This window comes from uncultured Metabacillus sp., assembly GCF_947503125.1.
GTDB lineage: Bacteria > Bacillota > Bacilli > Bacillales > Bacillaceae > Metabacillus.
In genome coordinates, this window is record NZ_CANNCR010000022.1 from 37,363 (window position 1) to 61,348 (window position 23,986).

The 23,986-nt window shown below is 36.5% G+C and carries 25 protein-coding genes and 1 pseudogene; 19 read left to right on the forward strand and 7 right to left on the reverse strand.

The window, feature by feature from the left end; all coding sequences use genetic code 11:
- Positions 1-101: 101 nt before the first annotated feature.
- Positions 102-1,774, reverse strand: a pseudogene (locus Q1B07_RS15015) (ribonuclease J).
- Positions 1,775-1,949: 175 nt separating this feature from the next.
- On the opposite strand from Q1B07_RS15015, the gene Q1B07_RS15020 reads away from it, so the two are divergent.
- Positions 1,950-2,792 (forward strand): tyrosine-type recombinase/integrase, encoded by an 843-nt coding sequence (locus Q1B07_RS15020; protein ID WP_299090746.1) that lies wholly within the window; start codon positions 1,950-1,952, stop codon positions 2,790-2,792.
- Positions 2,793-2,908: 116 nt separating this feature from the next.
- Here the strand turns inward: Q1B07_RS15020 and Q1B07_RS15025 are convergent, their stop codons facing one another.
- Complete coding sequence (locus Q1B07_RS15025) at positions 2,909-3,778, reverse strand: formate/nitrite transporter family protein (protein ID WP_299090743.1); 870 nt, start codon at positions 3,776-3,778, stop codon at positions 2,909-2,911.
- 171 nt (positions 3,779-3,949) lie between these two features.
- Here Q1B07_RS15025 and Q1B07_RS15030 point away from each other — a divergent pair, with 171 nt between their 5' ends.
- From Q1B07_RS15030 to Q1B07_RS15050, 5 genes are all read left to right on the forward strand, one after another.
- Positions 3,950-4,222, forward strand: coding sequence for a spore morphogenesis/germination protein YwcE (locus Q1B07_RS15030; RefSeq protein WP_299090742.1), 273 nt, complete (start codon positions 3,950-3,952; stop codon positions 4,220-4,222).
- A gap of 191 nt (positions 4,223-4,413) precedes the next feature.
- A complete protein-coding gene (locus Q1B07_RS15035; protein WP_299090741.1) occupies positions 4,414-4,992 on the forward strand; it encodes a VTT domain-containing protein in 579 nt (192 codons plus the stop codon).
- A gap of 190 nt (positions 4,993-5,182) precedes the next feature.
- Complete coding sequence (gene xylA, locus Q1B07_RS15040; RefSeq protein WP_299090738.1) at positions 5,183-6,514, forward strand: xylose isomerase; 1,332 nt, start codon at positions 5,183-5,185, stop codon at positions 6,512-6,514.
- Between the two features lie 179 nt (positions 6,515-6,693).
- Entirely contained in the window at positions 6,694-7,371 is a 678-nt protein-coding gene (locus tag Q1B07_RS15045; RefSeq protein WP_299090736.1) for a GntR family transcriptional regulator, read from the forward strand.
- Positions 7,372-7,651: 280 nt separating this feature from the next.
- Positions 7,652-7,867: a hypothetical protein gene (locus tag Q1B07_RS15050; RefSeq protein ID WP_299090734.1), complete on the forward strand. Its 216-nt coding sequence runs from the start codon at positions 7,652-7,654 to the stop codon at positions 7,865-7,867.
- A 279-nt stretch (positions 7,868-8,146) separates the two neighbouring features.
- On the opposite strand, the gene Q1B07_RS15055 is transcribed toward Q1B07_RS15050, so the two are convergent.
- Positions 8,147-8,554 carry an Hsp20/alpha crystallin family protein gene (locus tag Q1B07_RS15055; RefSeq protein ID WP_299090732.1) on the reverse strand — a complete coding sequence of 136 codons (408 nt, stop codon included), beginning with the start codon at positions 8,552-8,554 and terminating at the stop codon, positions 8,147-8,149.
- A gap of 150 nt (positions 8,555-8,704) precedes the next feature.
- Complete coding sequence (locus Q1B07_RS15060; RefSeq protein ID WP_299090730.1) at positions 8,705-8,851, reverse strand: small acid-soluble spore protein P; 147 nt, start codon at positions 8,849-8,851, stop codon at positions 8,705-8,707.
- Positions 8,852-9,265: 414 nt separating this feature from the next.
- On the opposite strand from Q1B07_RS15060, the gene Q1B07_RS15065 reads away from it, so the two are divergent.
- The 3 genes from Q1B07_RS15065 (at position 9,266) to Q1B07_RS15075 (ending at position 11,311) form a co-directional block, all read left to right on the forward strand.
- Positions 9,266-9,910 carry an MBL fold metallo-hydrolase gene (locus tag Q1B07_RS15065; RefSeq protein ID WP_299090728.1) on the forward strand — a complete coding sequence of 215 codons (645 nt, stop codon included), beginning with the start codon at positions 9,266-9,268 and terminating at the stop codon, positions 9,908-9,910.
- A 353-nt stretch (positions 9,911-10,263) separates the two neighbouring features.
- On the forward strand, positions 10,264-10,485 hold the full coding sequence (locus tag Q1B07_RS15070) for a hypothetical protein (RefSeq protein ID WP_299090726.1): 222 nt from the start codon (positions 10,264-10,266) through the stop codon (positions 10,483-10,485).
- Between the two features lie 562 nt (positions 10,486-11,047).
- Complete coding sequence (locus Q1B07_RS15075; RefSeq protein ID WP_299090724.1) at positions 11,048-11,311, forward strand: hypothetical protein; 264 nt, start codon at positions 11,048-11,050, stop codon at positions 11,309-11,311.
- 54 nt (positions 11,312-11,365) lie between these two features.
- On the opposite strand, the gene sspO is transcribed toward Q1B07_RS15075, so the two are convergent.
- Entirely contained in the window at positions 11,366-11,515 is a 150-nt protein-coding gene (sspO, locus tag Q1B07_RS15080; protein ID WP_299090722.1) for a small acid-soluble spore protein O, read from the reverse strand.
- Positions 11,516-11,830: 315 nt separating this feature from the next.
- Here sspO and acnA point away from each other — a divergent pair, with 315 nt between their 5' ends.
- From acnA to Q1B07_RS15115, 7 genes are all read left to right on the forward strand, one after another.
- A complete protein-coding gene (gene acnA, locus Q1B07_RS15085; protein ID WP_299090720.1) occupies positions 11,831-14,557 on the forward strand; it encodes an aconitate hydratase AcnA in 2,727 nt (908 codons plus the stop codon).
- A gap of 571 nt (positions 14,558-15,128) precedes the next feature.
- Complete coding sequence (locus Q1B07_RS15090; RefSeq protein WP_299090718.1) at positions 15,129-15,638, forward strand: TlpA disulfide reductase family protein; 510 nt, start codon at positions 15,129-15,131, stop codon at positions 15,636-15,638.
- 269 nt (positions 15,639-15,907) lie between these two features.
- Entirely contained in the window at positions 15,908-16,039 is a 132-nt protein-coding gene (locus Q1B07_RS15095) for an FbpB family small basic protein (protein ID WP_299090716.1), read from the forward strand.
- A 64-nt stretch (positions 16,040-16,103) separates the two neighbouring features.
- Positions 16,104-16,247: an acid-soluble spore protein N gene (locus Q1B07_RS15100; protein ID WP_299090714.1), complete on the forward strand. Its 144-nt coding sequence runs from the start codon at positions 16,104-16,106 to the stop codon at positions 16,245-16,247.
- A 96-nt stretch (positions 16,248-16,343) separates the two neighbouring features.
- Positions 16,344-16,592: a small acid-soluble spore protein Tlp gene (tlp, locus tag Q1B07_RS15105; RefSeq protein ID WP_299090712.1), complete on the forward strand. Its 249-nt coding sequence runs from the start codon at positions 16,344-16,346 to the stop codon at positions 16,590-16,592.
- 174 nt (positions 16,593-16,766) lie between these two features.
- On the forward strand, positions 16,767-17,183 hold the full coding sequence (locus tag Q1B07_RS15110; RefSeq protein WP_299090711.1) for a thioesterase family protein: 417 nt from the start codon (positions 16,767-16,769) through the stop codon (positions 17,181-17,183).
- Positions 17,183-17,494, forward strand: a complete 312-nt coding sequence (locus tag Q1B07_RS15115) for a hypothetical protein (protein ID WP_299090708.1) — start codon at positions 17,183-17,185, stop codon at positions 17,492-17,494. Before Q1B07_RS15110 ends, Q1B07_RS15115 begins: the two co-directional genes overlap by 1 nt.
- 58 nt (positions 17,495-17,552) lie before the next feature.
- On the opposite strand, the gene Q1B07_RS15120 is transcribed toward Q1B07_RS15115, so the two are convergent.
- Together Q1B07_RS15120 and plsY are read right to left on the reverse strand one after the other, a co-directional pair.
- Positions 17,553-17,846: a HesB/YadR/YfhF family protein gene (locus Q1B07_RS15120; RefSeq protein WP_299090706.1), complete on the reverse strand. Its 294-nt coding sequence runs from the start codon at positions 17,844-17,846 to the stop codon at positions 17,553-17,555.
- A gap of 203 nt (positions 17,847-18,049) precedes the next feature.
- Positions 18,050-18,631, reverse strand: coding sequence for a glycerol-3-phosphate 1-O-acyltransferase PlsY (plsY, locus tag Q1B07_RS15125; RefSeq protein ID WP_299090703.1), 582 nt, complete (start codon positions 18,629-18,631; stop codon positions 18,050-18,052).
- A 236-nt stretch (positions 18,632-18,867) separates the two neighbouring features.
- Between plsY and Q1B07_RS15130 the strand changes: the two genes are divergently transcribed.
- From Q1B07_RS15130 to parC, 3 genes are all read left to right on the forward strand, one after another.
- A complete protein-coding gene (locus Q1B07_RS15130; protein ID WP_299090700.1) occupies positions 18,868-19,281 on the forward strand; it encodes a CoA-binding protein in 414 nt (137 codons plus the stop codon).
- 279 nt (positions 19,282-19,560) lie between these two features.
- A complete protein-coding gene (gene parE / locus Q1B07_RS15135) occupies positions 19,561-21,528 on the forward strand; it encodes a DNA topoisomerase IV subunit B (RefSeq protein WP_299090698.1) in 1,968 nt (655 codons plus the stop codon).
- 3 nt (positions 21,529-21,531) lie between these two features.
- Positions 21,532-23,985 carry a DNA topoisomerase IV subunit A gene (parC, locus tag Q1B07_RS15140; RefSeq protein WP_299090695.1) on the forward strand — a complete coding sequence of 818 codons (2,454 nt, stop codon included), beginning with the start codon at positions 21,532-21,534 and terminating at the stop codon, positions 23,983-23,985.
- The last annotated feature ends 1 nt before the right edge of the window (position 23,986 follow it).

The window sequence follows — 23,986 nt, forward strand, 5'->3', positions numbered from 1 at the left end:
AATATTTTAAATAGGGTCTGACACCTCTAACAAACATCTATATATAGGATCTCGAACTTATGTTCCTGTATATTGTGTTAGAGGGTCCGACCCTTTGTTTTTTAAATTTCAATGAAAATTGGCAGAATCATTGGTTTTCTTTTCGTTTGTTCAAATAAATACTGTCCAACTGTTTTTTTGATTTTTTGCTTCATAACATTCCATTGGTGTATACGATCACCTTGTAACTCGTTTATCGTTGTTTTTACAAGTCGATTTATTTCCTTTAAAAGATCCTCTGATTCCCGGGTATAGACAAAGCCACGAGAAATTGTATCAGGACCGGTAATAATTTTTCGCTCATGTTTAATAATTGTGATTACAATGACAAGCATGCCATCTTCAGACAATTGTTTGCGGTCCCGTAAAATGATATCGCCAACATCGCCAACACCAACTCCATCTACATAAGTATTTCCTGCAGGTATTTTTCGAGTTTGACGTGCTTCCATATTTTCGATATCAACAACATCACCATTGTTAATGATAAACGTATTTTCTTTTTCGACACCAACAGACTCAGCTAACAAACGATGCTGGTGCAGCATTCTAAATTCGCCATGTATCGGAATGAAATATTTCGGTTTCATTAAGGTGAGCATAAGCTTTAAATCTTCTTGGTAACCATGTCCAGAAACATGCATTTTTGTTGAGCTTCCAGATCCATAGATAACCTTCGCCCAAGTGAAAAGAGATTATCGATGATTTTTGAGACATTCCGTTCATTTCCCGGTATAGGTGAAGCTGCTAAGATGACGGTATCTTCAGGTAGAATCTCGGCATCGCGATAACTTGAACTAGATAAACGTGAAAGAGCTGCCAGTGGTTCGCCCTGACTTCCAGTGCATAGAATCACCACTTTTTCCGGGTCCAATTTATTAATCTCATGGGGCTGGATCAACATATCATCTGGAACCGTTAAATACCCTCGTTCGATGGCAACTTCCACGACATTGACCATACTCCGTCCAAGTAATGCCAGTTTTCGATTTGTTTTTATGCAAGCCTCGACTACCTGTTGGACACGGTTGATATTTGATGCGAAGGTAGAGATAATAACTTTTCGTTTAGCCTTCATAAAGGCTTCTTCTATATGATCTCCGACAATTCGCTCCGATGGTGTTAGGCCCGACCGTTCTGCATTCGTACTCTCAGATAATAGAACCAAGACACCTTGCATACCGATTTCAGCCATTTTATGAATATCAGAATATTGATTGTTAACAGGTGTTAAATCAAATTTGAAGTCTCCGGTATGGACAACATTTCCTTCTGGTGTATGAAAAACAATCCCTAAACAGTCAGGAATACTATGATTTGTTTTGAAAAAGCTAACGCGGACCTTTTCAAACTCAAGAGTTGAATCTGAATCAATTTGAATCAGCTTAGTTTCTCTTAGCAGTTTATGTTCTTTTAATTTTAATTCAATTAAGCCTAGTGTGAAACGAGTGGCATAAACAGGTACATTTAATTTTTTTAAGAAGTAAGGTATTCCGCCAATATGATCTTCATGTCCATGGGTAACAATTAAAGCTTTGATTTTTTCTTTGTTATCGAGTAAGTAGGTAATGTCAGGGATAATTAAGTCAATCCCTAATAGACTTTCATCCGGAAATTTAGAACCGCAATCAATGATGATGATATCGTTTAAATACTCGATCGCATACATGTTTTTTCCAATTTCATTTACCCCGCCCAAAGCAAAAATGGATAATATCTCCTTTTTTGTACTCAATATGAAATCCTCCCATATGTAATGAAATAGGATTAGTATTCCCTTTTTATTGATCATTATCACTAGTATCTTTAAAGTAAAAATGCTTTGAATTTCACAGAAGTTGAGTTAGATGAATTCATCATATATAATAGGTAATAGAATCGTACTTTTCTAAAGATAAGGCGGTGGTTAAATGAACAACACTAGCGCAACAAACTCAATAGAAAAATTTTCAGAGTGGCAAAAGGAACAAGGAAAAGCTGAAGGTACGGTAAAAACCTATGTAGGGATTTTAGAAAAGTTTCAAGCATGGTTACATGAAAAAGACAGTAGTCTTGAACAGATCTCTACAAATGATGTTCAATTGTATATGGATTATTTAGAAGAACAGGAAATGAGTGCAGTAACAATTGAAAAATATCTTGCAGCAATTAGTGTTTTTTCTCGCTATTTAGGGAGATCTGAGATTATTTCCGGTGTTCACAAAAAGGAAAAAATAAAAGATACGGATATCCCGGAGTCTCTAGAAGAAATGGAAGAAAAGCGCTTATTATTAGAGGTTGAACTAGAAGGAAATCTTCGAAACATAGCAATCGTCTATACGCTTTTATACACAGGGATTCGAATTTCAGAGCTCTGTGCGTTAAATGTAGCGGATATTGAAATAAACAATAAAAAAGGAACCCTTTTTGTGAAAAATCATAATGGGGAACTTGAAAGGATCATTCCATTATCTAAAGAAGTAACAAATCACTTGAAAAGATATATTGATACACTAAATACCAAACAAGAAGCATTATTTGCTTCTAATTCTTATAATCGGATTTCAACCAGAGCCGTGCAGTATATGTTACAAAAGTACAATGTAAATCCACATAAATTACGTCATACATTTTGCCAGAAACTAATCAATAAAGGTATTGATATTCAAACCGTGGCAAAATTGGCAGGACATAAAGATATTAATGTAACAAAACGATATGCCAGTGCTATAGAGCCTAATTTAAAGAATGCCATAGATCGAGCTTTTTCATAAAAGATACACACGGGTGCTTTGTCATAGTGTGCGACAAAAATTTAATTGGAAGAAAAATAATAGGGTGTCTCAAAAAAATGATCTTTTGAGACACCCTGTAATTGTTCATAGAAAAGTTAATGATCATCTGATTCCTCATCAAGCACATGAGTATCTATATTTTCTTTAAAAGCAAATGATAGAAGCAGCGATACCAAAATGCCGCCGCCGATTAAGTTACCAATCGAAGCGGGAATAATATTAAAGAAAATTAATTCTGACCAATTGTATGTAAATCCTTCCAGTACGGTAATGCTAAAATACCCCATATTTGCTACTGCATGTTGGAAATTCCCTGATTCAAAAATAATAACAGGCAGAAAAATTCCTAAAATCTTTCCTGCGACATCTCTTGCCGCTGTAGCTAGAACGGCGGCCATGCCAATTAACCAATTCGCTAAAATTCCTGAAAAGAGAACTTGAAACCATCCCCATGTTCCTCGCTCAGTAAACTGCATTTTTTTCTCCATAAAGCCGAGAAGACCTTCGTAAAAATCTTTATCCAAAGAACCTGATAGATTAAGTAAAAACCCCACAAAAAGAGCCCCTAGAAAATTACCGAGATAACAAACAAGCCAAAATTGCAACACCTTTTTACTGATCCAGTATTTGCTATATAGAATATAGCTTGGCAGTAGAACATTAATTTCCGTAAATAAGATTGAGCCCGATAAAAAGATCATTGCATATCCCATCGCAAAACCTATTCCAGAAAAAAGGTGAAAGTACCCATCAACTTTAATGTTTGCCGATAATAAAACAGAAGCGAGGGCACCAAACGATATAAACGCTCCTGCCATGATTGAAAGGATGAATTGGGCACGTTTCGTCATTTGCTGTGTTTCTTTTCCTTTTAATATAAAGGACTCGATAATTTGTTCTGGGAAGTAATATTGCCGATTAGGATATTGATGATCTTGCTCGAATTTTTCATTTTTATTTTTCATATTAGCCACCATCGCTTTTTAAAAACAGTTCCCCTTGAAAACAGACCTTAAACCTAGCAATTAAAAAGTGATAAAGTTTACAAGAAATTGAAGAGGGTAAACAATTAGTACATTCAAAATTTTTAATTGAAAACAATTGTAGAGGGTGCAGATAAAAAGGGGGTGAAGGAAATGGATGTATTTTTCACCTATTTACTAGTTTCGAGTACCACTCCGCTCTTTCTTTGGAAAGAAAGGAGAAAATTAGCCATCCTCCATATACCGGTTATCGCTGCAATGTGGGGGATCTTTCTCACATATATCAACTTTGATTTAGGGCTTATAGGACATTTCCTATTTGGTGTAAGCTTTATAGTGAATGTCGTCATCGCCCACTTAACAATTTACCATGTCTTTGTAAAACCATTCTTTACTAAAAAAATGAGAGATATTAGAACTTATTAAGGAAGATTAAGATCTTTTCATTTGTTTCATTTCATTAGTAAGCGAAGCAGGTTCACCTCCTGCCTCGCTTTTCTTCTGTCTATAACAAATTCGAGCGGGGTTAGAATTTGCTAAATAAGGGAATAGCTTATTAATTGGATTGAACAAGTTTGATATCTAATCTAATCATGATGATGGAAGGACGAAACTTTATGATTGAATTTATACTTAATACATTGAATACTCTTGGCGTTTGGGGGTTGTTTATAGGAGTTGCTCTTGAGGCAGCATCACTTCCTTTTCCAGGAATGCTTTTTGTATTGACTTACGGATATCTATTAAAACCTTCATGGGGGATTGTGGTCCTATTAACTATAGCAGGTAGCTTAGTATATACCATTTTTAGCTATATTCCATATTTCATAGGATTAAAATTGCAAGATACTCTTAAAAAAGAAAAATATGAGAAAAAAATAAAAAGAGCGAAGGGTTGGTTTGATAAATATGGGGAATGGACCATTTCATTTTCACGAATGATAGGAGTAGGTAATTATATTTCTTATTTTTCAGGAATGATAAAAGTTCATCCTTGGAAGTATGGGGTGCTTACTTATATCGGAATTCTGCCTTGGGTCTTATTCATGATTATTCTTGGAAGAGCCGGGATTATTAAAACGGTTATGGAATTGTTTACTAGTATACAAAAATACCTGGTAAGCGGACTGTTTTTAGGGTTGATTTTATATCTAGTTTACCGAATTAAGAAAAATCCTGAAAAAAGCACAAATTAAGACATTGTTTTTATTTGGACATAAAAATATTTATAAAATAAGAAAAAAACTTTGTTTATTCGATAGACAAACTAAGTAAATGATGGTACTATATCTATAAGAATTAAATATTAACAATCTACCTGATGTAAGCGATAACAAGTAGATTGTTAATTTCCATTCATTTTACATTTGTCCAGGAGGAATAAACATGGCCTATTTCGAATCGATTAATAAAATCCAATATGAAGGTGCTAGTTCAAAAAATCCATTATCATTTAAGTATTACAATCCGGAAGAAGTGATTAACGGAAAAACAATGGAAGAGATTCTTCGCTTTTCTGTTGCCTATTGGCATACTTTTACAGCAGATGGAACAGATCCATTTGGTGTTGGAACAGCAATCCGCCCATGGAATCATCTTCAAGGAATGGACTTAGCAAAAGCTCGTGTCGAAGCAGCATTTGAATTATTTGAAAAGCTAAATGTTCCTTTCTTCTGCTTCCATGATGTAGATATCGCACCTGAAGGAGCAACATTAAAAGAAACGTATCAAAACTTAGATACAATCGTAGCAATGATTAAGGAATATATGAGCACAAGCAAAACAAAGCTTTTATGGAACACAGCAAATATGTTCACACATCCAAGATATGTACACGGAGCAGCAACTTCAAACAATGCTGATGTATTTGCTTATTCAGCTGCAAAGGTTAAAAAAGGCTTGGAGATTGGTAAAGAGCTTGGTGCAGAGAATTATGTATTCTGGGGCGGCCGTGAGGGCTATGAAACTCTGTTAAATACAAATATGCAGTTGGAACAGGATAATCTTGCCCGCTTCTTCCATATGGCGGTTGATTATGCTAAAGAAATTGGTTTTGATGCACCATTCTTAATTGAACCAAAACCGAAGGAGCCTACAAAGCATCAATATGATTTTGATGTAGCGACAGGTCTTGCCTTCTTGCAAAAATATGATTTAACAGACTACTTTAAATTTAATATTGAGGCGAATCATGCTACGCTTGCAGGACATACATTCGAACACGAATTACGTGTTGCCCGCATAAACAATATGTTAGGTTCTGTTGATGCAAACCAAGGTGATACCTTGTTAGGCTGGGATACAGATGAATTCCCAACAGATTTATATACAACAACGCTTGCAATGTATGAAATCTTGAAAAATGGCGGCTTAGGCAAAGGCGGACTAAACTTTGATGCAAAGGTAAGAAGGGGATCATTTGAAGCTGAAGATCTTTTCCACGCACATATAGCAGGTATGGACAGCTTTGCCATTGGATTAAAAGTAGCAAATAAGCTGATTGAAGACAAAGTTTTAGATGAATTCGTTGATCAACGTTATAGCAGCTATTCAGAAGGCATTGGTCTTGAGATCGTTGAAGGCAGAGCTGACTTCCGTAAATTAGAGGAGTATGCATTACAATTAGGTGAAATTAAAAACGAATCTGGCCGTCAAGAACGATTAAAGGCATTGGTAAATCAATATTTATTAGAAACATTATCAAATGTTACTGTTTAAATAAAATCCATTGAGGATGACTTAAGGAAGGGAAGACCTTCTTATAGTTATCCTCTTTTTTTATGAATGTGATTAGAAATTATAAATTGAATCACGATAGCCTATCCACTATAATAAATGGTAAATTACCATACTAGCATAAATACATAATTAGATAGCTGTGTGAATGAGGTGAGGCATTGGTATTAAATGATGGTAGAAGCGGTGGTTCAACAAGCAATTATATATATCAAACATTAAAAGAGCAAATTATCAATTTAACATTAGAACCCGGAAAGAAAATGTCAGAGAAAGAAATTGCAGATCAACTTAAGGTAAGCAGAACTCCGGTTAGGGAATCCTTTTTGAAATTATCGCAAGAGGAACTTTTGGAGATTTATCCGCAGCGAGGAACATTTGTTTCACGTATTGATCTTGCCCATGTTGAGGAATCTCGATTTGTTAGAGAAAATATTGAGAAAGCAATCGTCCGATTAGCTTGTGAAAAATTATCTGAAGATGAATTATTTCAATTGGAAGTTAATCTTACGATGCAAGAAGCCTGTGAAAAAAAGGCTAATTATATGAAATTGTTTGAATTAGATGATGAATTTCATAAAATCTTATATTATGCATGTGATAAACAGAGGACATGGAACATGCTTCAGCAAATGAGCAGTCATTTTAAACGACTTCGATTATTGCGTCTTTCCTCAAATCCAGATTGGAATATCATTATTTCACAGCATAAACAAATTTTTGAACTGGTTAAAAATAATGAACAAGATCAAGTCGAAAAAACCATGTCAGAGCATCTGCGGTTAGTTGTGATTGAAAAAGAGCTTTTGAAACAACGTTACCCTTCTTATTTTAAATAGGGAAATTCTATGGTTAATCAGATCAGCTTATAATAGAGGCTTCAACATATTAGAAGCCTCTATTTGTCTTGGCAAAACCTTTTTACACTTGTTAATTTGCATCATGATTGCTTTAGATTTAGGAGACTGGAAGCTCAGGCTTATCATGATTTCATCGACTGTTTATGAATAATATTAACCATGATGGACATTCTGCAAAAGGAGCAGTTATAGTTCTTTAGTAGAAATAATTATTAGAATCATGCTATAGTTTTGATATTAAAATCTTAGAGGTGTTAACATGTATTATGTTGTTTTAGATCTTGGCTGTGCAGAATGTGGAGAAAGCTCTAATATACTTGGTATTTTTACAACACTAGAAGCAGCTAAAAAAGCTCAAGAAGAATATAAGGAAAAGAACCGCTTGGATGAATATTCAGATCATGAATTTTTTATCTATAAAATCGATCAACTTAATAAAATTTATCATAATAGTTTTGAACATCTTGCTGAATAAATGAAACAAATATCCCCTTTGATCATATATTGTATAAAAAGGGGTATTTTTATGGAAAAATACTATTGCTCAAACTGTATGTTGCTCAATGATGAGAATGAGGCTTGTTTACATTGCGGGAGTAAAGAATTAAAACAGATTTCGATAAGTGTCCATAATCAGAATTCAAAATATATCGTAGAAGAGTAATTGACAGTGACCTTTCGCTGTCATTTTTGCTTAAATAAGAAAAGAATTCAGGCTTTCGCCATTTGAAAAGGCGATAAGCCATTTTTATCATCAATCATCTATTGCAATGCTTGTTCGCTTATTAATACGGTCAGCATTTTTAGCAATTTTTATTTCTAAAATGCCATTATTGAAGATGGCATGGATGTCTTTATCTTCAATCACAATGGGGAGCGTGATTTTCCTTATTATGTCTTCTGAAGATTGTTCGTTATGATTCGGGTCTGATTCAGAACGAACGGTTATCATAATTTTTTCTTTTACAGCAGTGATGTGAATATTTTCTTTTTTCTTTTCTCTAAGCTCTGCTTCAATGATAAACTCCTCACTAGTTTCAAAAAGATCGACGCGAAATGTGTGCTCATCCAGTAAGCTTGTGAATGGATCAATAAAAAATTGTGTCATCCATTCTTCAATCCCATTAATATTCATTGGATTTGAACACTTTCTAATATTCATTTAAATTGACCTCCATAGAACGGAAACTTCTAGAATGTAATGAACCCCTTTAAACTATAAGGTATTCAAGATTGTTTTTTTGGTGAAAGCAATTCGTCCTATTAAAAATCAATTTGATATAAATGAACAAAAAAGAGGCTCTCTAAGCCTCTACATGTCATGTCCTTGATTATGCTTTTGGCGCGTATGATTTGCATTTTTAACCTTTTTTGATCCATCTAGCGGTTCTGGTTGTCCTGGATTATCTCCTTTTGGTGCATTTTTACGCATATCCTTACTAGTGTTTTTGTTTGTCATATTACCCCTCCATATAACTTAAAACATTATTTTGCTTTTACTAAATAATTACTGGCCGCCATATACTTTAATTAAAATCATTGCTTTTTTCGTAAACTTTGTTGCTATTGAACAAGGTTTAGGACAGGTTGATTTTCGCTCCAGGATGCTAACTTTTTGCGGGGCGGGTGCTGAGCCTCCTCGTCTTACAACCTGTGGGGTCTCACCAGTCCCGCTCCAATCAATCTAAAATAGTTTTGTGCATAAAACCTATTTTAGGTATCAGTGGGTTTTTACTGAACTGTTAATAATATGCTTCACATTTCTCGATTTTATGAGTGAAATTTCCTGTAACTAAGAATCTTACGTATTTTCGCTTCAGATGTTCGTCTTTAAACGGTAATAAATTCATTGCATAGTAAGGAGAATTTTAGTATGAAAATTAAATGGTTTGGACATTCTACTTTTTTGCTAACTTCTGAAGCGGGGATTAGGGTTCTCATTGATCCATATTATCGCTTCATTCGCTACCGAATGCCGATAGTTGAATCAGATATAGTTGCCATTACCCATCAACATTTTGATCATAATAAAATTCAAGCTGCAACTGGTGATTACTTGCTTGTAAATGAGCCAAAGGAATACATTCGCGATGATGTAAAAATTAGTGGATTTAGGACATTTCACGACAAGATAAATGGTAAGAAGAGAGGTCCCAATATTTTATATCGTTTGCAAATGAATGGTCTAACCATCTGCCATTGTGGAGATTTAGGCCATCTATTAACTGAAGAACTAGTGAATGAAATTGGAAAAGTAGACATTCTTATCATCCCTGTAGGAGGTACATTTACGATTAATGCACGAGAAGCTACTCAAGTAATGCGTCAATTAAATCCTACTTTAACTATTCCTATGCACTATAGAACAAAGGCATTGTCGGTTGTTGGCTTGATGTTTTCAAAGGTAGATAAGTTTCTTCAGATATCTGGACAGCGAATAATCGAAGTGAAGACATTGGAAATTTCCAAAGAAAATCTTTCTGAATATGCCGGTATTGTAACTATGCTGTATGAATGAAGTAAGGATAAGCCTTTTAGTATGTGGTTACTGAATTTTTCATTGACATTAACGATTTTTAAATGTTTTAATGAAGTTAACAATATATGGAAGGGTGAAAGCGTACATGATTCAATAATCCGAACTTAGAATAGTCGATATCAAATACTTTCTATGTCCAGTGGATTTATGGTTCCTGTGATATATCGATTATTATTTCTGAGGTAGGATTACGATCATGTACTTTAGCTTGTGTAAGAAGAAGTCTGTTTAATGGAGTACTTTTTCGATACCAGGTATTTTACATTGACTCCTGCCTCAGAAATGAGTCCAGGAGTTTTTTGTTTGCAAAGAGATTTTAGGAGGAGTTAGGCATGAATATAGAAATAAAAGAAATTGCAGTAGAACGTTCTAATTCAGCTCCCTATGGCATTGCAACGGATGATAAGGGAAATGTGTGGTTTACTCAACATAAAGCCAATAAAATAAGTTGTTTAGATAAATCTGGTCTCATAAGGGAATTTAGCATACCTACACCAGACGCCCAAGTATTATGCCATAACAACTGGCTTAGATGGTTCATTATGGTTTACTGAGTGGGGAGCAAATCAAATAGGACGTTTCTCCCTTGCTGATAGGCAAATAACCGAATATAAAATCCCTACCCCACAAGCTGAGCCACATGGTATTACTTGTGATAAAAATGGGAAAGTTTGGTTTGCTTTAGAGTGTAATAAATTAGGTCATATATAAAAATATTTTTAGTGTCCAAGAAATAAAACCATTAGTTTACTGGAGTTTAATTATGTTAACTAATGGTTTCTTTTCTGTAAATATTTAGTATCATTCTTATTCATCGGTGAATATTAATTTCCAATTAAGACATACTAACAGATGGTTTTATCCATCTTAACGGGCAGTAATCCCCCTTTAAGATTCAAGTGAAGCTAAGATTCAAGTGAAGCTAAGAATAAGAAGATAAGAGGGAGATAAATGTCCGTAAGGATCTGACGAAGGACAGGATGTCCAAGGAAGGCGAAGCCACATGATGTGGGGCTTTGAGCTTGATAAGTTTTTCTAACCATCAGGAGGGATGAGAAAACCACCATTGATGGAAGTCTCACTTTATACTTGCGATGAAAGGAATGTGTGAAGTTTATGCCATATAATAAGGACAAGCAACAAGCTTTTCAAGCTGCGCAGCAAGGGGCAACTGAAGCAATTGATGCGTATCAAAATATTGTCAAAGAAAGTCCAGATTACGGGAGACAGCTTAAACATTTAACAGAAGAAGTAAATGAAGCCTATCAACAAATTAATAATGCGCTTGAAAATGCATCGGAAACACAAAGAAAGCGTCTGGAACAATACCAAAACGATCTTGAAAAAATTGTTAATGAATTAAATCTAGACAATATATAAGCAAAAACGACGGGGGACCGTCGTTTTTTGTCAGTAAATTAATAACATTATATTCTATTGATTTTTTTTACGCTTTTTATTATTTTGTCTTTGTGCAGCTGTCAGTGGTTCATTTTGGAGTTCTTCATTATATCCTGCACCTATTCCTTGTGCACTCGCATCATTCATTCCGACCCGAATGTGATTCGCTTTGCGTTTTGCCATAAGTTCTTCACCCCCTACAAGAACTATCATGTCTCAAGAAGTTGAGATCCATTCAGATGCTTGGCATAAAAAGAAAGGGGCCAAAAAATTTAGAAAAAATTTAAAAGATTTCGATGCTATTTAGTTAAAAATTTGATATAGTAAAAAAGTAAAACTAGTACGCTTTCATAAGAGAAACTTATACATATCAATAACATCATTGTTATTTACTTATGTTACTAGTTGTATTAAGATTGAATTGTGTGAAATTTAAAAAATGGGGTACCATCCTTCGACAAGAGTCGATCTTGATCTTACTAAGGGGGAGAAAGCAAAATGACTAATCAAGTTACTACTAAACAAGATGCTTTCCAAGCACGTAAAAGCTTTACGGTTAATGGAAAGACGTACAACTACTATTCCTTACAAGCATTAGAAGATGCAGGAATTGGTAATGTTTCGCGCTTACCATATTCAGTAAAGGTTCTTTTGGAATCTGTTTTACGTCAAGTAGACGGCAGAGTTATTACAAAAGAACATGTTGAAAATTTAGCGAAGTGGGGAACTGCTGAGCAAAAGGATATCGATGTTCCATTTAAACCATCTCGCGTTATTCTGCAAGACTTCACAGGTGTACCTGCTGTCGTTGACTTAGCATCACTTCGTAAGGCAATGGCTGACATGGGTGGAGATCCTGATAAAATCAATCCTGAGATTCCAGTTGACCTTGTAGTTGACCACTCTGTACAGGTTGACAAAGCAGGAACTCCTGATGCGTTACAGTTTAACATGGATCTTGAATTTGAACGTAATAGCGAGCGTTATAAATTCCTAAGCTGGGCACAAAAATCATTTGATAACTATCGTGCTGTTCCACCAGCAACAGGAATTGTTCACCAAGTAAACTTAGAGTATTTAGCAAGTGTTGTTCATGCTGTAGAAAATGAAAACGGTGAATTTGAAACATTCCCAGATTCATTAGTAGGTACTGACTCACATACAACCATGATCAACGGTATCGGTGTTCTTGGTTGGGGTGTCGGCGGTATCGAGGCAGAAGCAGGTATGCTAGGACAGCCTTCATACTTCCCAGTGCCAGAAGTAATTGGTGTTAAATTAACTGGTGAGCTGCCAAATGGTACAACGGCTACAGACTTAGCGTTAAAAGTAACACAAGTATTACGTCAGCAAGGTGTTGTTGGCAAATTTGTTGAGTTCTTTGGTCCTGGTGTAGCACAGCTGCCACTTGCCGACCGTGCAACAATTGCAAACATGGCACCTGAATATGGTGCAACTTGCGGTTTCTTCCCGGTTGATGAAGAAGCACTTAATTATATGCGTTTAACTGGCCGCGATGAAGAGCATATCCAAGTAGTTGGAGAGTATTGCAAAGCGAACGGTTTATTCTTTACGCCTGAAAACGAAGATCCGACATTCACAAAGGTTGTAGAAATTGACCTTTCTGAAATCGAAGCAAACCTTTCTGGTCCTAAACGTCCACAGGATTTAATTCCTCTTTCAATGATGAAGGATAAATTCCATGAGCATTTAGCAGCACCAGCTGGTAACCAAGGCTTTGGTTTAGAACCTACTGAAATCAATAAAGAAATCACTGTGAAATTTAAAAACGGTGAAGAAACAAAAATGAAAACAGGTGCAATTGCAATCGCTGCGATTACAAGCTGTACAAATACATCTAATCCTTACGTATTAGTAGCTGCAGGTCTTGTTGCGAAAAAAGCTGTTGAATTAGGACTTGAAGTCCCTAAATATGTAAAAACATCATTAGCACCTGGTTCAAAAGTTGTAACAGGATACCTAGAAAACTCTGGTCTTCTTCCACATTTAGAAAAGCTAGGCTTTAACCTTGTCGGATATGGTTGTACAACATGTATCGGTAACTCTGGTCCGCTTGCTGAAGAAATCGAAGAAGCTGTTGCTGCGAACGATTTATTAGTAACATCCGTTTTATCTGGTAACCGTAACTTTGAAGGACGTATTCACCCGCTAGTTAAAGGTAACTACCTTGCATCACCACCATTAGTTGTGGCTTACGCCTTAGCTGGAACAGTAGATATCGATCTTCAAAATGATTCATTAGGTCAAGATAAAAACGGAAATGATGTATTCTTTAAAGACATCTGGCCAGGAACAGACGAAATTAACGAAGTTGTTAATCAAACTGTTACACCAGAGTTATTCAGAAAAGAATATGAGCAAGTATTTGATGATAATGCTCGTTGGAATGAAATTGAAACAACAGATGAGGCGTTATATGTTTGGGATGAAAAATCGACTTACATTCAAAACCCTCCATTCTTTGAAGGTTTAACTGCTGAACCTGGTAAAGTTGAAGCGTTAAAAGACCTTCGTGTTGTTGCTAAATTCGGTGATTCCGTAACAACTGACCATATTTCACCTGCTGGTTCAATTGGTAAAGATACACCTGCAGGCCGTTACCTGCAAGAAAATGGTGTAACACCAAGAGAATTTAACTCTTACGGTTCTCGTCGTGGTAACCATGAAGTGATGATGAGAGGTACATTCGCTAATATCCGTATCAAAAACCAAATTGCACCTGGAACAGAAGGCGGCTACACAACTTACTGGCCAACCGGTGAAGTAAAATCAATCTATGATGCATGCATGGATTATAAGCAAGATGGTACAGGATTGGTTGTATTAGCTGGTAAAGATTACGGTATGGGAAGCTCTCGTGACTGGGCAGCTAAAGGAACAAACCTTCTTGGCATCAAAACAGTTATCGCTGAAAGCTTCGAGCGTATTCACCGCAGTAACTTAGTACTAATGGGTGTTCTTCCACTTCAATTTAAAGATGGAGAAAACGCAGAAGTGCTAGGATTAACTGGAAAAGAAACCATTGAAGTTGCTATTGACGAAACAGTTAAACCACGTGACTTCGTGAAAGTGACAGCTACAGATGAAGCTGGAAACAAAAAAGAATTTGAAGTATTAGTTCGTTTCGACAGTGAAGTTGAAATTGATTACTACCGTCATGGCGGAATTCTTCAAATGGTATTACGTGATAAATTACAAGCGTAACATTGTAAAAAGGAACGGGATCCCGTTCCTTTTTGTATTGAAAACTTTTGTGTCTAATCCGCAAACAAAAAGCATCATGCATTGTTCTTTCTAAATTTCCATGCTTTAATAGAGAAAGGGATGATTTTAAGGAGATTAAGCAACATGTTTGACGCTTTTCAAATAGGACCGTTTACGGTTCAGTATTTTTATACCATTGTCCTATTCACATTTTTAACTACATATTATCTGATAGACGTGTTATTGAAGAATCCATGACAAAACAGTTGATTAAAAAGCATTATTGGACGGTTGTTTTGATCTTATTTTTTTCATATAAATTTAGCATTGTTTTGTTTCGGCCTGAGCTCCTGTTGACAAATCAATGGATATACTTTACTGGTGGTAAAAAAGGGATTTATTTAGGGGTTGTCATTAGTATCGTATATTTAGCAGTGGCAGTAAAAAAGGAACATCTTTCGATAAAAAAGTTTAGTATCTCGATTCTCATTGTAATAATTAGCTATATTTTACTATATCATCTAATAAAAATTGTAGTATTGTCATTTGTTTAGGAGGTCTTGTCTTACATATGAAGAAAATATTAGCTATTTCGATCTTAGTATTTCTTGTTGGATATGCGATTTATTATGCTATAAATCCAAGCAATGTGAAGGTCGGTGTGACAGAAGGCAATGCTGCACCAGATTTTGAATTAACAACACTGGATGGAGAAAAAGTGAGTTTGTCCAGTCTGCAGGGGAAAAAGGTCATCCTTAATTTTTGGGCAACATGGTGTCCACCATGCCGCTCTGAAATGCCCGATATGGAGAAGATTCACAATGAATTTAATGAAGATGTTGTTATTGCAGCGGTCAACCTGACAAGTTCCGAAAAAAACGTCGAAACGGTTGAAAGTTTTGTAAAAGAATTGAATTTATCATTCCCTGTATTATTGGATAAAAAAGGGGAAATTAATAAGCAATTTGAAGTGTTATCATACCCTACTTCTTATATAATAGATGAAAAGGGAGTCATTACATCAAAATTTGTAGGTGCTATGACCTATGATCAAATGAAAGACCTGCTTGATCTAGAGTGAAGACTTAAGGCCAAATGTCTTAAGTTTTTTTTATTCAAACCAGAATTATATATTTCTTAACATAGCTTGCGTTTCTGAATCTAGGTTCAGGCGCCATCGGATCTAGGGTCTAGTCAAACAGGAATTGAAGGTAAAGAACACCTTCTATTCCTGTTCGCCTTATGCTTGTCGCCGAATGCTTAGCGCCTTGCGCTTTTTTTATTTAAATAATGTACTAAATTTTTTGAAAATTGGGCATCCTTTTATTAACATAAGCGGAGGTGAGATTAATGAGAAAAAATAAAAAAAGAACATTTGAGGAGTTAGTTTTAGAAAATAAGCAACAGCTTCTAAAAGATCAGGAGGCTCTCGCTAGAATCGAGGAACGGTGGGAGCAAAAGATGCTTAGGAAATTAGATTAACAAGCTTTACTAGTCATTTATCGCCTTTTTTATGGGCATTCTATCCGTTGAGGAGGCGATAGTGATGACAAACCAAAATGATACACAAAGTCATTTTAATCCTAACCATATCGGAACAAAACCGCGTGGATTTGGTGGTAATAAAGGCAAAAAAATGCAAGATACTTCTGGAAAACATGCACAAGTTATCCAAACTAAAGGTGAGTAACTCTTATCTTTCGCAAAAATTGTGTTTAAAAATCCCTTCAATATAGCAGACTAAAATTGTTATTTCATAAGCTAACACGAAAGGAAGGATTTTAAAATGGCAAACCAAAACCGTCCAAATCCAGACGATCGCTCAGACAACGTAGAAAAATTACAAAGCATGGTTCAAAACACAATTGAAAACATTGAAGAAGCACAAGATACTCTGCAATTTGCTTCACCTGAAGAACGGGAAAGAATTGAAGCGAAAAACGCTCGTCGTGAAGAAAGCATTCATGCATTGCGTGAAGAAATTAAGGATGAAGCACAAGCGCGTGAAAAAGGATATCGCAATGATCAACAATAAATCAGGCTTTTGCCTGGTTTATTTTTTTCTAAAATGCAAAGTAAGATTGGCTAATATTACATCAATTTGTGCCATAAGTCTTTTTCATTCAGGCATTTCGCTTTCTATGATATGATTGATAGATAGATGAAAATTGCTTTACATAGCTATTAAGGGCAGCAAGGAGAGAATGACATGCTTGTATCAAAAAAAGAAATCGAAATTAGGTATGCTGAAACAGATCAAATGGGTGTGGTTTATCATGCCAATTATTTAATTTGGATGGAAGTAGGCAGGACAAAATTAATTCAAGATCTTGGGTTTTCTTATGCTGAGATGGAGAAGGATGGAATTATTTCTCCCGTCATCGATATCGAAATTTCTTATAAAAAACCAATGCGTTATGGAGAAACAGCGATGATTCATACATGGATAGAAGAATACAACGGGATGAAGAGTGTCTATGGCTATGAAATTTATACACCATCAGGAGAATTGGCTGTACAAGCTAAATCAAGCCATGTATGTGTTCATAAAGATACGTTTCGACCAGTGAAGTTTCGTAAGCTCTATCCTGAATGGCATGAAGCATATGAAAAGGCGAAGAAATAATGGCTTTTGGAATCTCACGAAAAGAATTAGTCAAATGGAAGGATGAAGTTTCACGTGGTGAAATTTCTTTTTTAACTCATTTTTGGCTGGATGATCGGTTTCCGAATTTACATTGTGTCACAAAAGCTGGTTGCAGTGATATTGAAAAATTAGCAACCTGGGGTGCACAATTCGGGCTAAAAAAGGAATGGATTCACTACAATGATCACTACCCGCATTTTGATTTGTTAGGTGAAACCCAGCTGCATATTTTAAAACACTATGGGCTGGAAGATCATATTCAACGTTTTAAATTACAAAATAAAAATTAGCGAAAGGTCAAAAGCTTACACGAATAGCGGCTTTTGACCTTATTTTTATCCAATAACATTATTGTTCGATATAAGTAAAGAACGGCTCGTTTACTTCCTCATCTAATTCCACACGGAGATTATGGTTGTCAAAGTACCAAAGATCGCGATTTTCCACAAAAAAAGTAATCCCATTTAACTCTACACTTGCTCCGATTTCTTCAGGCTGCTGTTTCGCTACACCAAGGGAAAAGCCTTTTTGAACATTGCTGCATCCGCCATACCGAACAAAAAATTGAACCATATCACCTTTTTGCAGCTGTAATTCTTCTATATACCAGTTTGCAGCTTTATCATCAATGATCATTTCCATTTTCAACACTCCTCTTGTTAACCTGCGAAGATTTTTATGCTTTAAAAACAGCTGAAAATAAAAGCTGCTTTTCTAATTATAATATAGAACGAAGAATAGGACCATGATTGTACTTGGTTTGATATGTAAAGTTTTTGTGAAATATAAAAAACCACTATAAGTGGTCTTTTATTACGAAAAGTTAAACCCATGGAGGACTCAATTTATAACCATTTAACTTTCGGTTCAGTTTTATCGATAATTCGTTTTATATTTGCTCGATGTCGATATATAACAAATAGGGTTAAGAGCGTAATCACAATAATTAAAGGAATATCCCTTGTAAATAGGCTGTAAATGATGCCATAGACACCTGCAAGCATTGATGATAATGACACATATTTTGTAATGTAGAGAACAAGGAAAAAGAATGCTAGCATAGTTATAAACAAGAGCGGTACATATAGCAGGAGTACACCGCCTGAAGTAGCTACCGCTTTTCCGCCTTTAAATTTTGCAAAAATAGGATATGTATGTCCGATCACGGCAAAAATACCGACTAACAGCGGGCTTAATTCACTATTAAGTAAACCAGGCAAAGCTGCTGCTAGTGTACCTTTTAGGATGTCTGCACTGGTAACAATTAACCCGGCTTTAACTCCAAGTGTACGGAAAGTATTGGTTCCCCCTAAATTTCCGCTTCCATGCTCACGAATATCGACTCCATATCCGAGCTTGCCCACAATGAGTCCAGAAGGAATCGATCCTAGTAGATACGCTAAAATAAAAATAATCGCTTCAATCATATAAGTGCTCCTTTGTATAATCTTCTTTTATTCTATCATGGAGGAAGAGAAAAACTCTATGAGAGAATAAAAAATTTAAAAAACATCTTTGGCTTTAAATAGTATTGGAGGGATTTGCACTTTCAATACAGGATAAAACAAAGAAGCTTTGTATACACTTTAAAAAGAAAAACAGCCATTTTATTTGTATGTCAAGGAAGCACTTGCTATTATGAAGGTAAAGGAGTTGGATGAAAATGGCGATTGAAAATCCATCAAGGCAGGAAATTGGAGAGATCTTAAAAAACAGTAAAACCATTGCCGTTGTCGGCTTATCAGATAATCCAGAACGCACATCTTATATGGTCAGTAAGGCGATGATGGATGCCGGGTATGATATTATTCCAGTAAATCCTACCGTAGACGAAGTGCTGGGAAAGAAAGCGGTCGCATCTTTAAAAGAAATTGGTGGACATGTGGATATTGTCAATGTGTTCCGCCGTTCTGAGTATTTACTGGATGTTGCAAAAGAATTTTTAGAAATTGATGCCGATGTTTATTGGGCACAATTGGGTCTAGAGAACGAAGAAGCATATGATTTGTTAAAAAAGAATCAAAAAACCGTTATTATGAATCGTTGTATTAAGGTTGAGCACGCAATGACGAAATGAAAGAATATGATCATTTTTAGAAAAATCCTTGTGAAAAACAAGGATTTTTTCGTTTCTTACACGAATATGGTTTGCTAAAAGAGCAAATGAACAGATACAATAAACATGGATATTACGTAATTTGCCCGATCATAATAAACAAATTTTTAAAGGAAATATAAGCATTTCTTAAAAACTGTGGGTTGTCGTTACGCAAATTATTGTATAAAATACTAAAACATGCGTTCTTAAATTTAGAGAGATGATTTGATTTGTGTCAACTGAAAGGGGTTTAGTCGTTTGAGTAATAAGCAACAATTTGAGTATAATGATGATGCCATTCAGGTGCTTGAAGGTCTGGAAGCCGTTAGGAAACGGCCAGGAATGTATATAGGAAGCACAGATAGCAGAGGCTTGCATCATCTTGTTTACGAGATCGTCGATAACTCAGTGGACGAGGCCTTAGCTGGTCATGGAGACCATATCATTGTTACGATACATAAAGACAACAGTATATCAGTTCAAGATAAAGGCCGCGGTATGCCAACTGGAATGCATAAGCTTGGAAAGCCGACACCTGAGGTCATTTTCACTGTTCTACATGCAGGCGGGAAATTTGGCCAAGGCGGTTATAAAACGAGCGGCGGTCTGCACGGTGTTGGTGCATCTGTTGTAAATGCACTTTCTGAATGGCTGGTCGTAACCATTCATCGTGATGGCTTTATATACGAACAACGTTTTGAAAATGGCGGGAAACCTGTAACCACCCTTGAGAAAAAAGGGAAAACGAAAAAAACAGGTACAAACACTCACTTTAAGCCAGATCCAGCCATGTTTAGTACAACGACCTATAATTTCGAAACATTAAGCGAACGCTTACGGGAATCAGCATTCCTGTTAAAGGGTTTAAAAATTGAACTAATTGATGAACGTCATGACCAACGTGAAGTATATCATTATGAAAATGGCATTGAAGCGTTTGTCTCTTATTTAAACGAAGAAAAAGATGCACTTCATCCTGTCGTTTCGTTTGAAGGCGAGCAAAATGGCATTGAAGTTGAATTTGCTTTTCAATTTAATGATGGTTACTCAGAAAACATCTTATCTTTTGTAAATAACGTTCGTACAAAGGATGGCGGAACACATGAGGCTGGCTCAAAAACCGCCATGACAAGGGCGTTTAATGAATATGCGAGAAAAACTGGGTTGCTGAAGGAAAAGGATAAAAACCTTGAGGGTTCCGATATTCGTGAGGGGCTTGCTGCAATTGTGTCTGTCCGGATACCTGAGGAGCTGCTGCAATTTGAAGGTCAAACGAAGGGAAAACTCGGTACAAGTGAGGCTAGGTCTGCTGTTGATGCGATCGTTTCTGAAAACCTCGCTTATTTCCTGGAGGAAAATCCAGATGCAGGAACTTTGCTTGTTAAAAAGGCAATTAAAGCTTTTCAAGCGAGGGAAGCAGCACGGAAAGCAAGGGAAGAAGCAAGGAGTGGAAAGAAACGAAAACGTTCAGAAACGACGTTAAGCGGTAAACTTACGCCAGCACAATCGCGCAACCCGTTAAAAAATGAATTGTATCTCGTGGAGGGTGACTCTGCCGGCGGCTCAGCCAAGCAAGGAAGAGACCGGCGTTTTCAGGCGGTATTGCCTTTAAGGGGTAAAGTTATAAACACAGAAAAGGCGAAGCTTGCTGACATTTTTAAAAATGAAGAGATCAATACAATCATTCATGCTATCGGTGCAGGTGTTGGTGCTGAATTTGCCATTGAAGATATTAACTATGATAAGGTTATTATCATGACCGATGCCGATACAGATGGCGCCCATATTCAAGTCTTGCTCTTAACCTTCTTTTATCGCTATATGAAGCCGCTTATCGAGAATGGCAAAGTATTTATTGCCTTACCTCCATTATACAAAGTAAGCAAGGGAACAGGGAAAAAAGAGGTCATTGAATATGCATGGTCTGATGATGAATTAAAAGGTGCTATTTCAAAGGTCGGTAAAGGATATATGATCCAGCGTTATAAAGGTTTAGGCGAGATGAATGCGGATCAGTTATGGGAAACAACGATGAACCCGGAAACAAGGACGCTCATCCGCGTGAAAATTGATGATGCTGCGCGTGCTGAGCGCCGTGTGACAACATTGATGGGCGACAAGGTTGAACCACGCCGTAAATGGATTGAAAGCAATGTCGCATTTGGTCTTGATGAAGAGACAAATATATTAGAAAACGAACATTTATCGGTTGCAGAGGAGGTATAGGACATGGCAGAATCAGTCGAACTATTTCGTGACTTGCCTCTTGAAGATGTACTAGGTGACCGTTTTGGACGTTATAGTAAGTACATTATTCAAGATCGTGCGCTTCCAGATGCGCGTGACGGCTTAAAGCCTGTACAACGAAGAATTTTATATGCCATGCATGTTGACGGAAATAAGTTTGATAAAAACTTTCGTAAATCCGCTAAAACAGTAGGGAATGTTATTGGTAACTATCATCCCCACGGAGACTCATCCGTTTATGACGCAATGGTGCGTATGAGCCAGGATTGGAAAGTGAGGAACCTTCTAATTCAAATGCATGGAAATAACGGAAGTATTGACGGTGACCCGCCTGCAGCGATGCGTTATACGGAAGCGAGGCTTTCTGCGATCGCTGCTGAGTTGCTGCGTGACATTGAAAAAGAAACAGTCGAATTTGTTCCAAACTTTGATGACACGAGTAAGGAGCCTCTTGTGCTCCCTGCCATGTTCCCAAATTTATTAGTAAATGGTTCAACAGGAATATCGGCAGGTTATGCAACAGATATCCCGCCTCATCACTTAGGTGAGGTTATTGATGCGGTCATAAAACGGATGGATAAACCGGACTGTACTGTCGATGACTTAATGAAGGTGATCAAAGGTCCAGATTTTCCAACAGGCGGGATTATTCAAGGAATTGAAGGCATAAAAAAGGCATATGAAACCGGAAAAGGCAAAATTATTGTCCGAGGTAAAGCGAGCATTGAAGAAATTCGCGGCGGAAAACAGCAAATTGTCATTACGGAAATACCATATGAAGTAAATAAAGCGAACTTAGTAAAGCGTATGGATGAATTCCGGATCGAACGAAAGGTTGAAGGAATTTCTGAAATACGGGACGAAACGGACAGAACAGGACTCAGAATCGTCATAGAGCTGAAAAAGGATGCAAATGCAGAAGGTGTATTAAATTATTTATACAAAAATAGTGATCTGCAAATTACGTATAACTTTAATATGGTGGCAATCCATAATCGCAGACCAATGCAAATGAGCTTGCCAGCTATTCTTGATGCCTATATTGGCCATCAAAAAGAAGTTGTCACAAACCGCTCTAAATATGAACTTCGAAAAGCACGTGAGCGCCAACATATCGTAGAAGGCTTAATGAAAGCATTATCCATTTTAGATGAAGTGATCTCTACGATCCGTGCTTCTAAAGATAAGCGAGATGCAAAGGATAACTTAATTCAAAAATATGAATTTACCGAGCCACAGTCCGAAGCGATTGTCTCCTTACAGCTTTATCGCTTAACAAATACGGATATTACCGCACTCAGAAATGAAGCGGAAGAGCTTGATAAGAAAATCAATGAGCTAACAAGCATTTTGAATGACGAAGGTGTGTTGCAGAAAGTCATTAAAACGGACTTAAAAAAGGTGAAAAAGGCGTATGCAGATGAGCGCCGCTCAGTCATCGAAGCTGAAATTGAAGAAATTAAGATCAATCTTGAAGTCATGGTTGCCTCTGAGGATGTGATTGTAACAGTGACCAAAGATGGCTATGTAAAACGAACAAGTTTAAGATCTTATGCTGCATCAAATGGCCAAGACTTCGGGATGAAGGATAGTGACAGGCTGCTATCACAAATTGAGATTAATACGACAGATGTCGCCCTTCTCTTCACAAATAAAGGGAATTATTTGTATTGTCCTGTTCATGAATTGCCTGATATACGCTGGAAGGATCTTGGCCAACATATTGGCAACATTATTCCAGTTGACCGAGATGAAATCATTCTTAAGGCAATTCCTGTAAAGAATTTTGAAGAAAAACTTTATTTAACCTTTATTACGAAGACGGGCATGGTGAAAAAGACAGAATTAAGTCAATACAAGGCACAAAGGTATTCTAAACCGCTTGTTGCTTTAAATTTAAAAGGTGATGACACCCTTGTTGATGTTCATTTAACAAGTGGCCAACATGATTTATTTATCGTTACCCATTTAGGATATGGATTATGGTTTGAGGAAGAGGAAGTAAGTATTGTCGGCCCAAGAGCTGCCGGTGTGAAAGGAATCAACTTAAAGCCGGATGATTATGTTGTAAGCGGGAAAATAATCGAGCGCAATCAAAAAGCCTTTCTTGTCATCGCAACCCATAGAGGTGCTGTAAAGAAAATGTCACTATCTGATTTTGAAAAATCATCACGTGCAAAACGCGGTTTGGTGATGCTTCGAGAATTAAAGAATAATCCGCATCGTATTGCCGGAGCAGAAATTGTCCAAGATCATGGTGACTTTTATCTTGAAACAGAAAAAGGAATCATCGAAAGTGTTGATGTTCGTTCATTAAGACCTAATGATCGCTATAGCAACGGGTCCTTCGTGATTGATGAGCAGGATGCTGGAGCAGTCATACATGTATGGATTGAAAATACTGATACTGAAGAACAAAAAATAAATGATGAATAAA

What these genes read in the sequence shown, in the direction of transcription:
- Q1B07_RS15020 (WP_299090746.1), top strand. Translation starts at nt 1,950, where the DNA reads ATGAACAACACTAGCGCAACAAACTCAATAGAAAAATTTTCAGAGTGG.
- Q1B07_RS15025 (WP_299090743.1), bottom strand. Translation starts at nt 3,778, where the DNA reads ATGAAAAATAAAAATGAAAAATTCGAGCAAGATCATCAATATCCTAAT.
- Q1B07_RS15030 (WP_299090742.1), top strand. Translation starts at nt 3,950, where the DNA reads ATGGATGTATTTTTCACCTATTTACTAGTTTCGAGTACCACTCCGCTC.
- Q1B07_RS15035 (WP_299090741.1), top strand. Translation starts at nt 4,414, where the DNA reads ATGATTGAATTTATACTTAATACATTGAATACTCTTGGCGTTTGGGGG.
- xylA (WP_299090738.1), top strand. Translation starts at nt 5,183, where the DNA reads ATGGCCTATTTCGAATCGATTAATAAAATCCAATATGAAGGTGCTAGT.
- Q1B07_RS15050 (WP_299090734.1), top strand. Translation starts at nt 7,652, where the DNA reads ATGTATTATGTTGTTTTAGATCTTGGCTGTGCAGAATGTGGAGAAAGC.
- Q1B07_RS15055 (WP_299090732.1), bottom strand. Translation starts at nt 8,554, where the DNA reads ATGAATATTAGAAAGTGTTCAAATCCAATGAATATTAATGGGATTGAA.
- Q1B07_RS15060 (WP_299090730.1), bottom strand. Translation starts at nt 8,851, where the DNA reads ATGACAAACAAAAACACTAGTAAGGATATGCGTAAAAATGCACCAAAA.
- Q1B07_RS15065 (WP_299090728.1), top strand. Translation starts at nt 9,266, where the DNA reads ATGAAAATTAAATGGTTTGGACATTCTACTTTTTTGCTAACTTCTGAA.
- Q1B07_RS15070 (WP_299090726.1), top strand. Translation starts at nt 10,264, where the DNA reads ATGAATATAGAAATAAAAGAAATTGCAGTAGAACGTTCTAATTCAGCT.
- Q1B07_RS15075 (WP_299090724.1), top strand. Translation starts at nt 11,048, where the DNA reads ATGCCATATAATAAGGACAAGCAACAAGCTTTTCAAGCTGCGCAGCAA.
- sspO (WP_299090722.1), bottom strand. Translation starts at nt 11,515, where the DNA reads ATGGCAAAACGCAAAGCGAATCACATTCGGGTCGGAATGAATGATGCG.
- acnA (WP_299090720.1), top strand. Translation starts at nt 11,831, where the DNA reads ATGACTAATCAAGTTACTACTAAACAAGATGCTTTCCAAGCACGTAAA.
- Q1B07_RS15090 (WP_299090718.1), top strand. Translation starts at nt 15,129, where the DNA reads ATGAAGAAAATATTAGCTATTTCGATCTTAGTATTTCTTGTTGGATAT.
- Q1B07_RS15095 (WP_299090716.1), top strand. Translation starts at nt 15,908, where the DNA reads ATGAGAAAAAATAAAAAAAGAACATTTGAGGAGTTAGTTTTAGAAAAT.
- Q1B07_RS15100 (WP_299090714.1), top strand. Translation starts at nt 16,104, where the DNA reads ATGACAAACCAAAATGATACACAAAGTCATTTTAATCCTAACCATATC.
- tlp (WP_299090712.1), top strand. Translation starts at nt 16,344, where the DNA reads ATGGCAAACCAAAACCGTCCAAATCCAGACGATCGCTCAGACAACGTA.
- Q1B07_RS15110 (WP_299090711.1), top strand. Translation starts at nt 16,767, where the DNA reads ATGCTTGTATCAAAAAAAGAAATCGAAATTAGGTATGCTGAAACAGAT.
- Q1B07_RS15115 (WP_299090708.1), top strand. Translation starts at nt 17,183, where the DNA reads ATGGCTTTTGGAATCTCACGAAAAGAATTAGTCAAATGGAAGGATGAA.
- Q1B07_RS15120 (WP_299090706.1), bottom strand. Translation starts at nt 17,846, where the DNA reads ATGGAAATGATCATTGATGATAAAGCTGCAAACTGGTATATAGAAGAA.
- plsY (WP_299090703.1), bottom strand. Translation starts at nt 18,631, where the DNA reads ATGATTGAAGCGATTATTTTTATTTTAGCGTATCTACTAGGATCGATT.
- Q1B07_RS15130 (WP_299090700.1), top strand. Translation starts at nt 18,868, where the DNA reads ATGGCGATTGAAAATCCATCAAGGCAGGAAATTGGAGAGATCTTAAAA.
- parC (WP_299090695.1), top strand. Translation starts at nt 21,532, where the DNA reads ATGGCAGAATCAGTCGAACTATTTCGTGACTTGCCTCTTGAAGATGTA.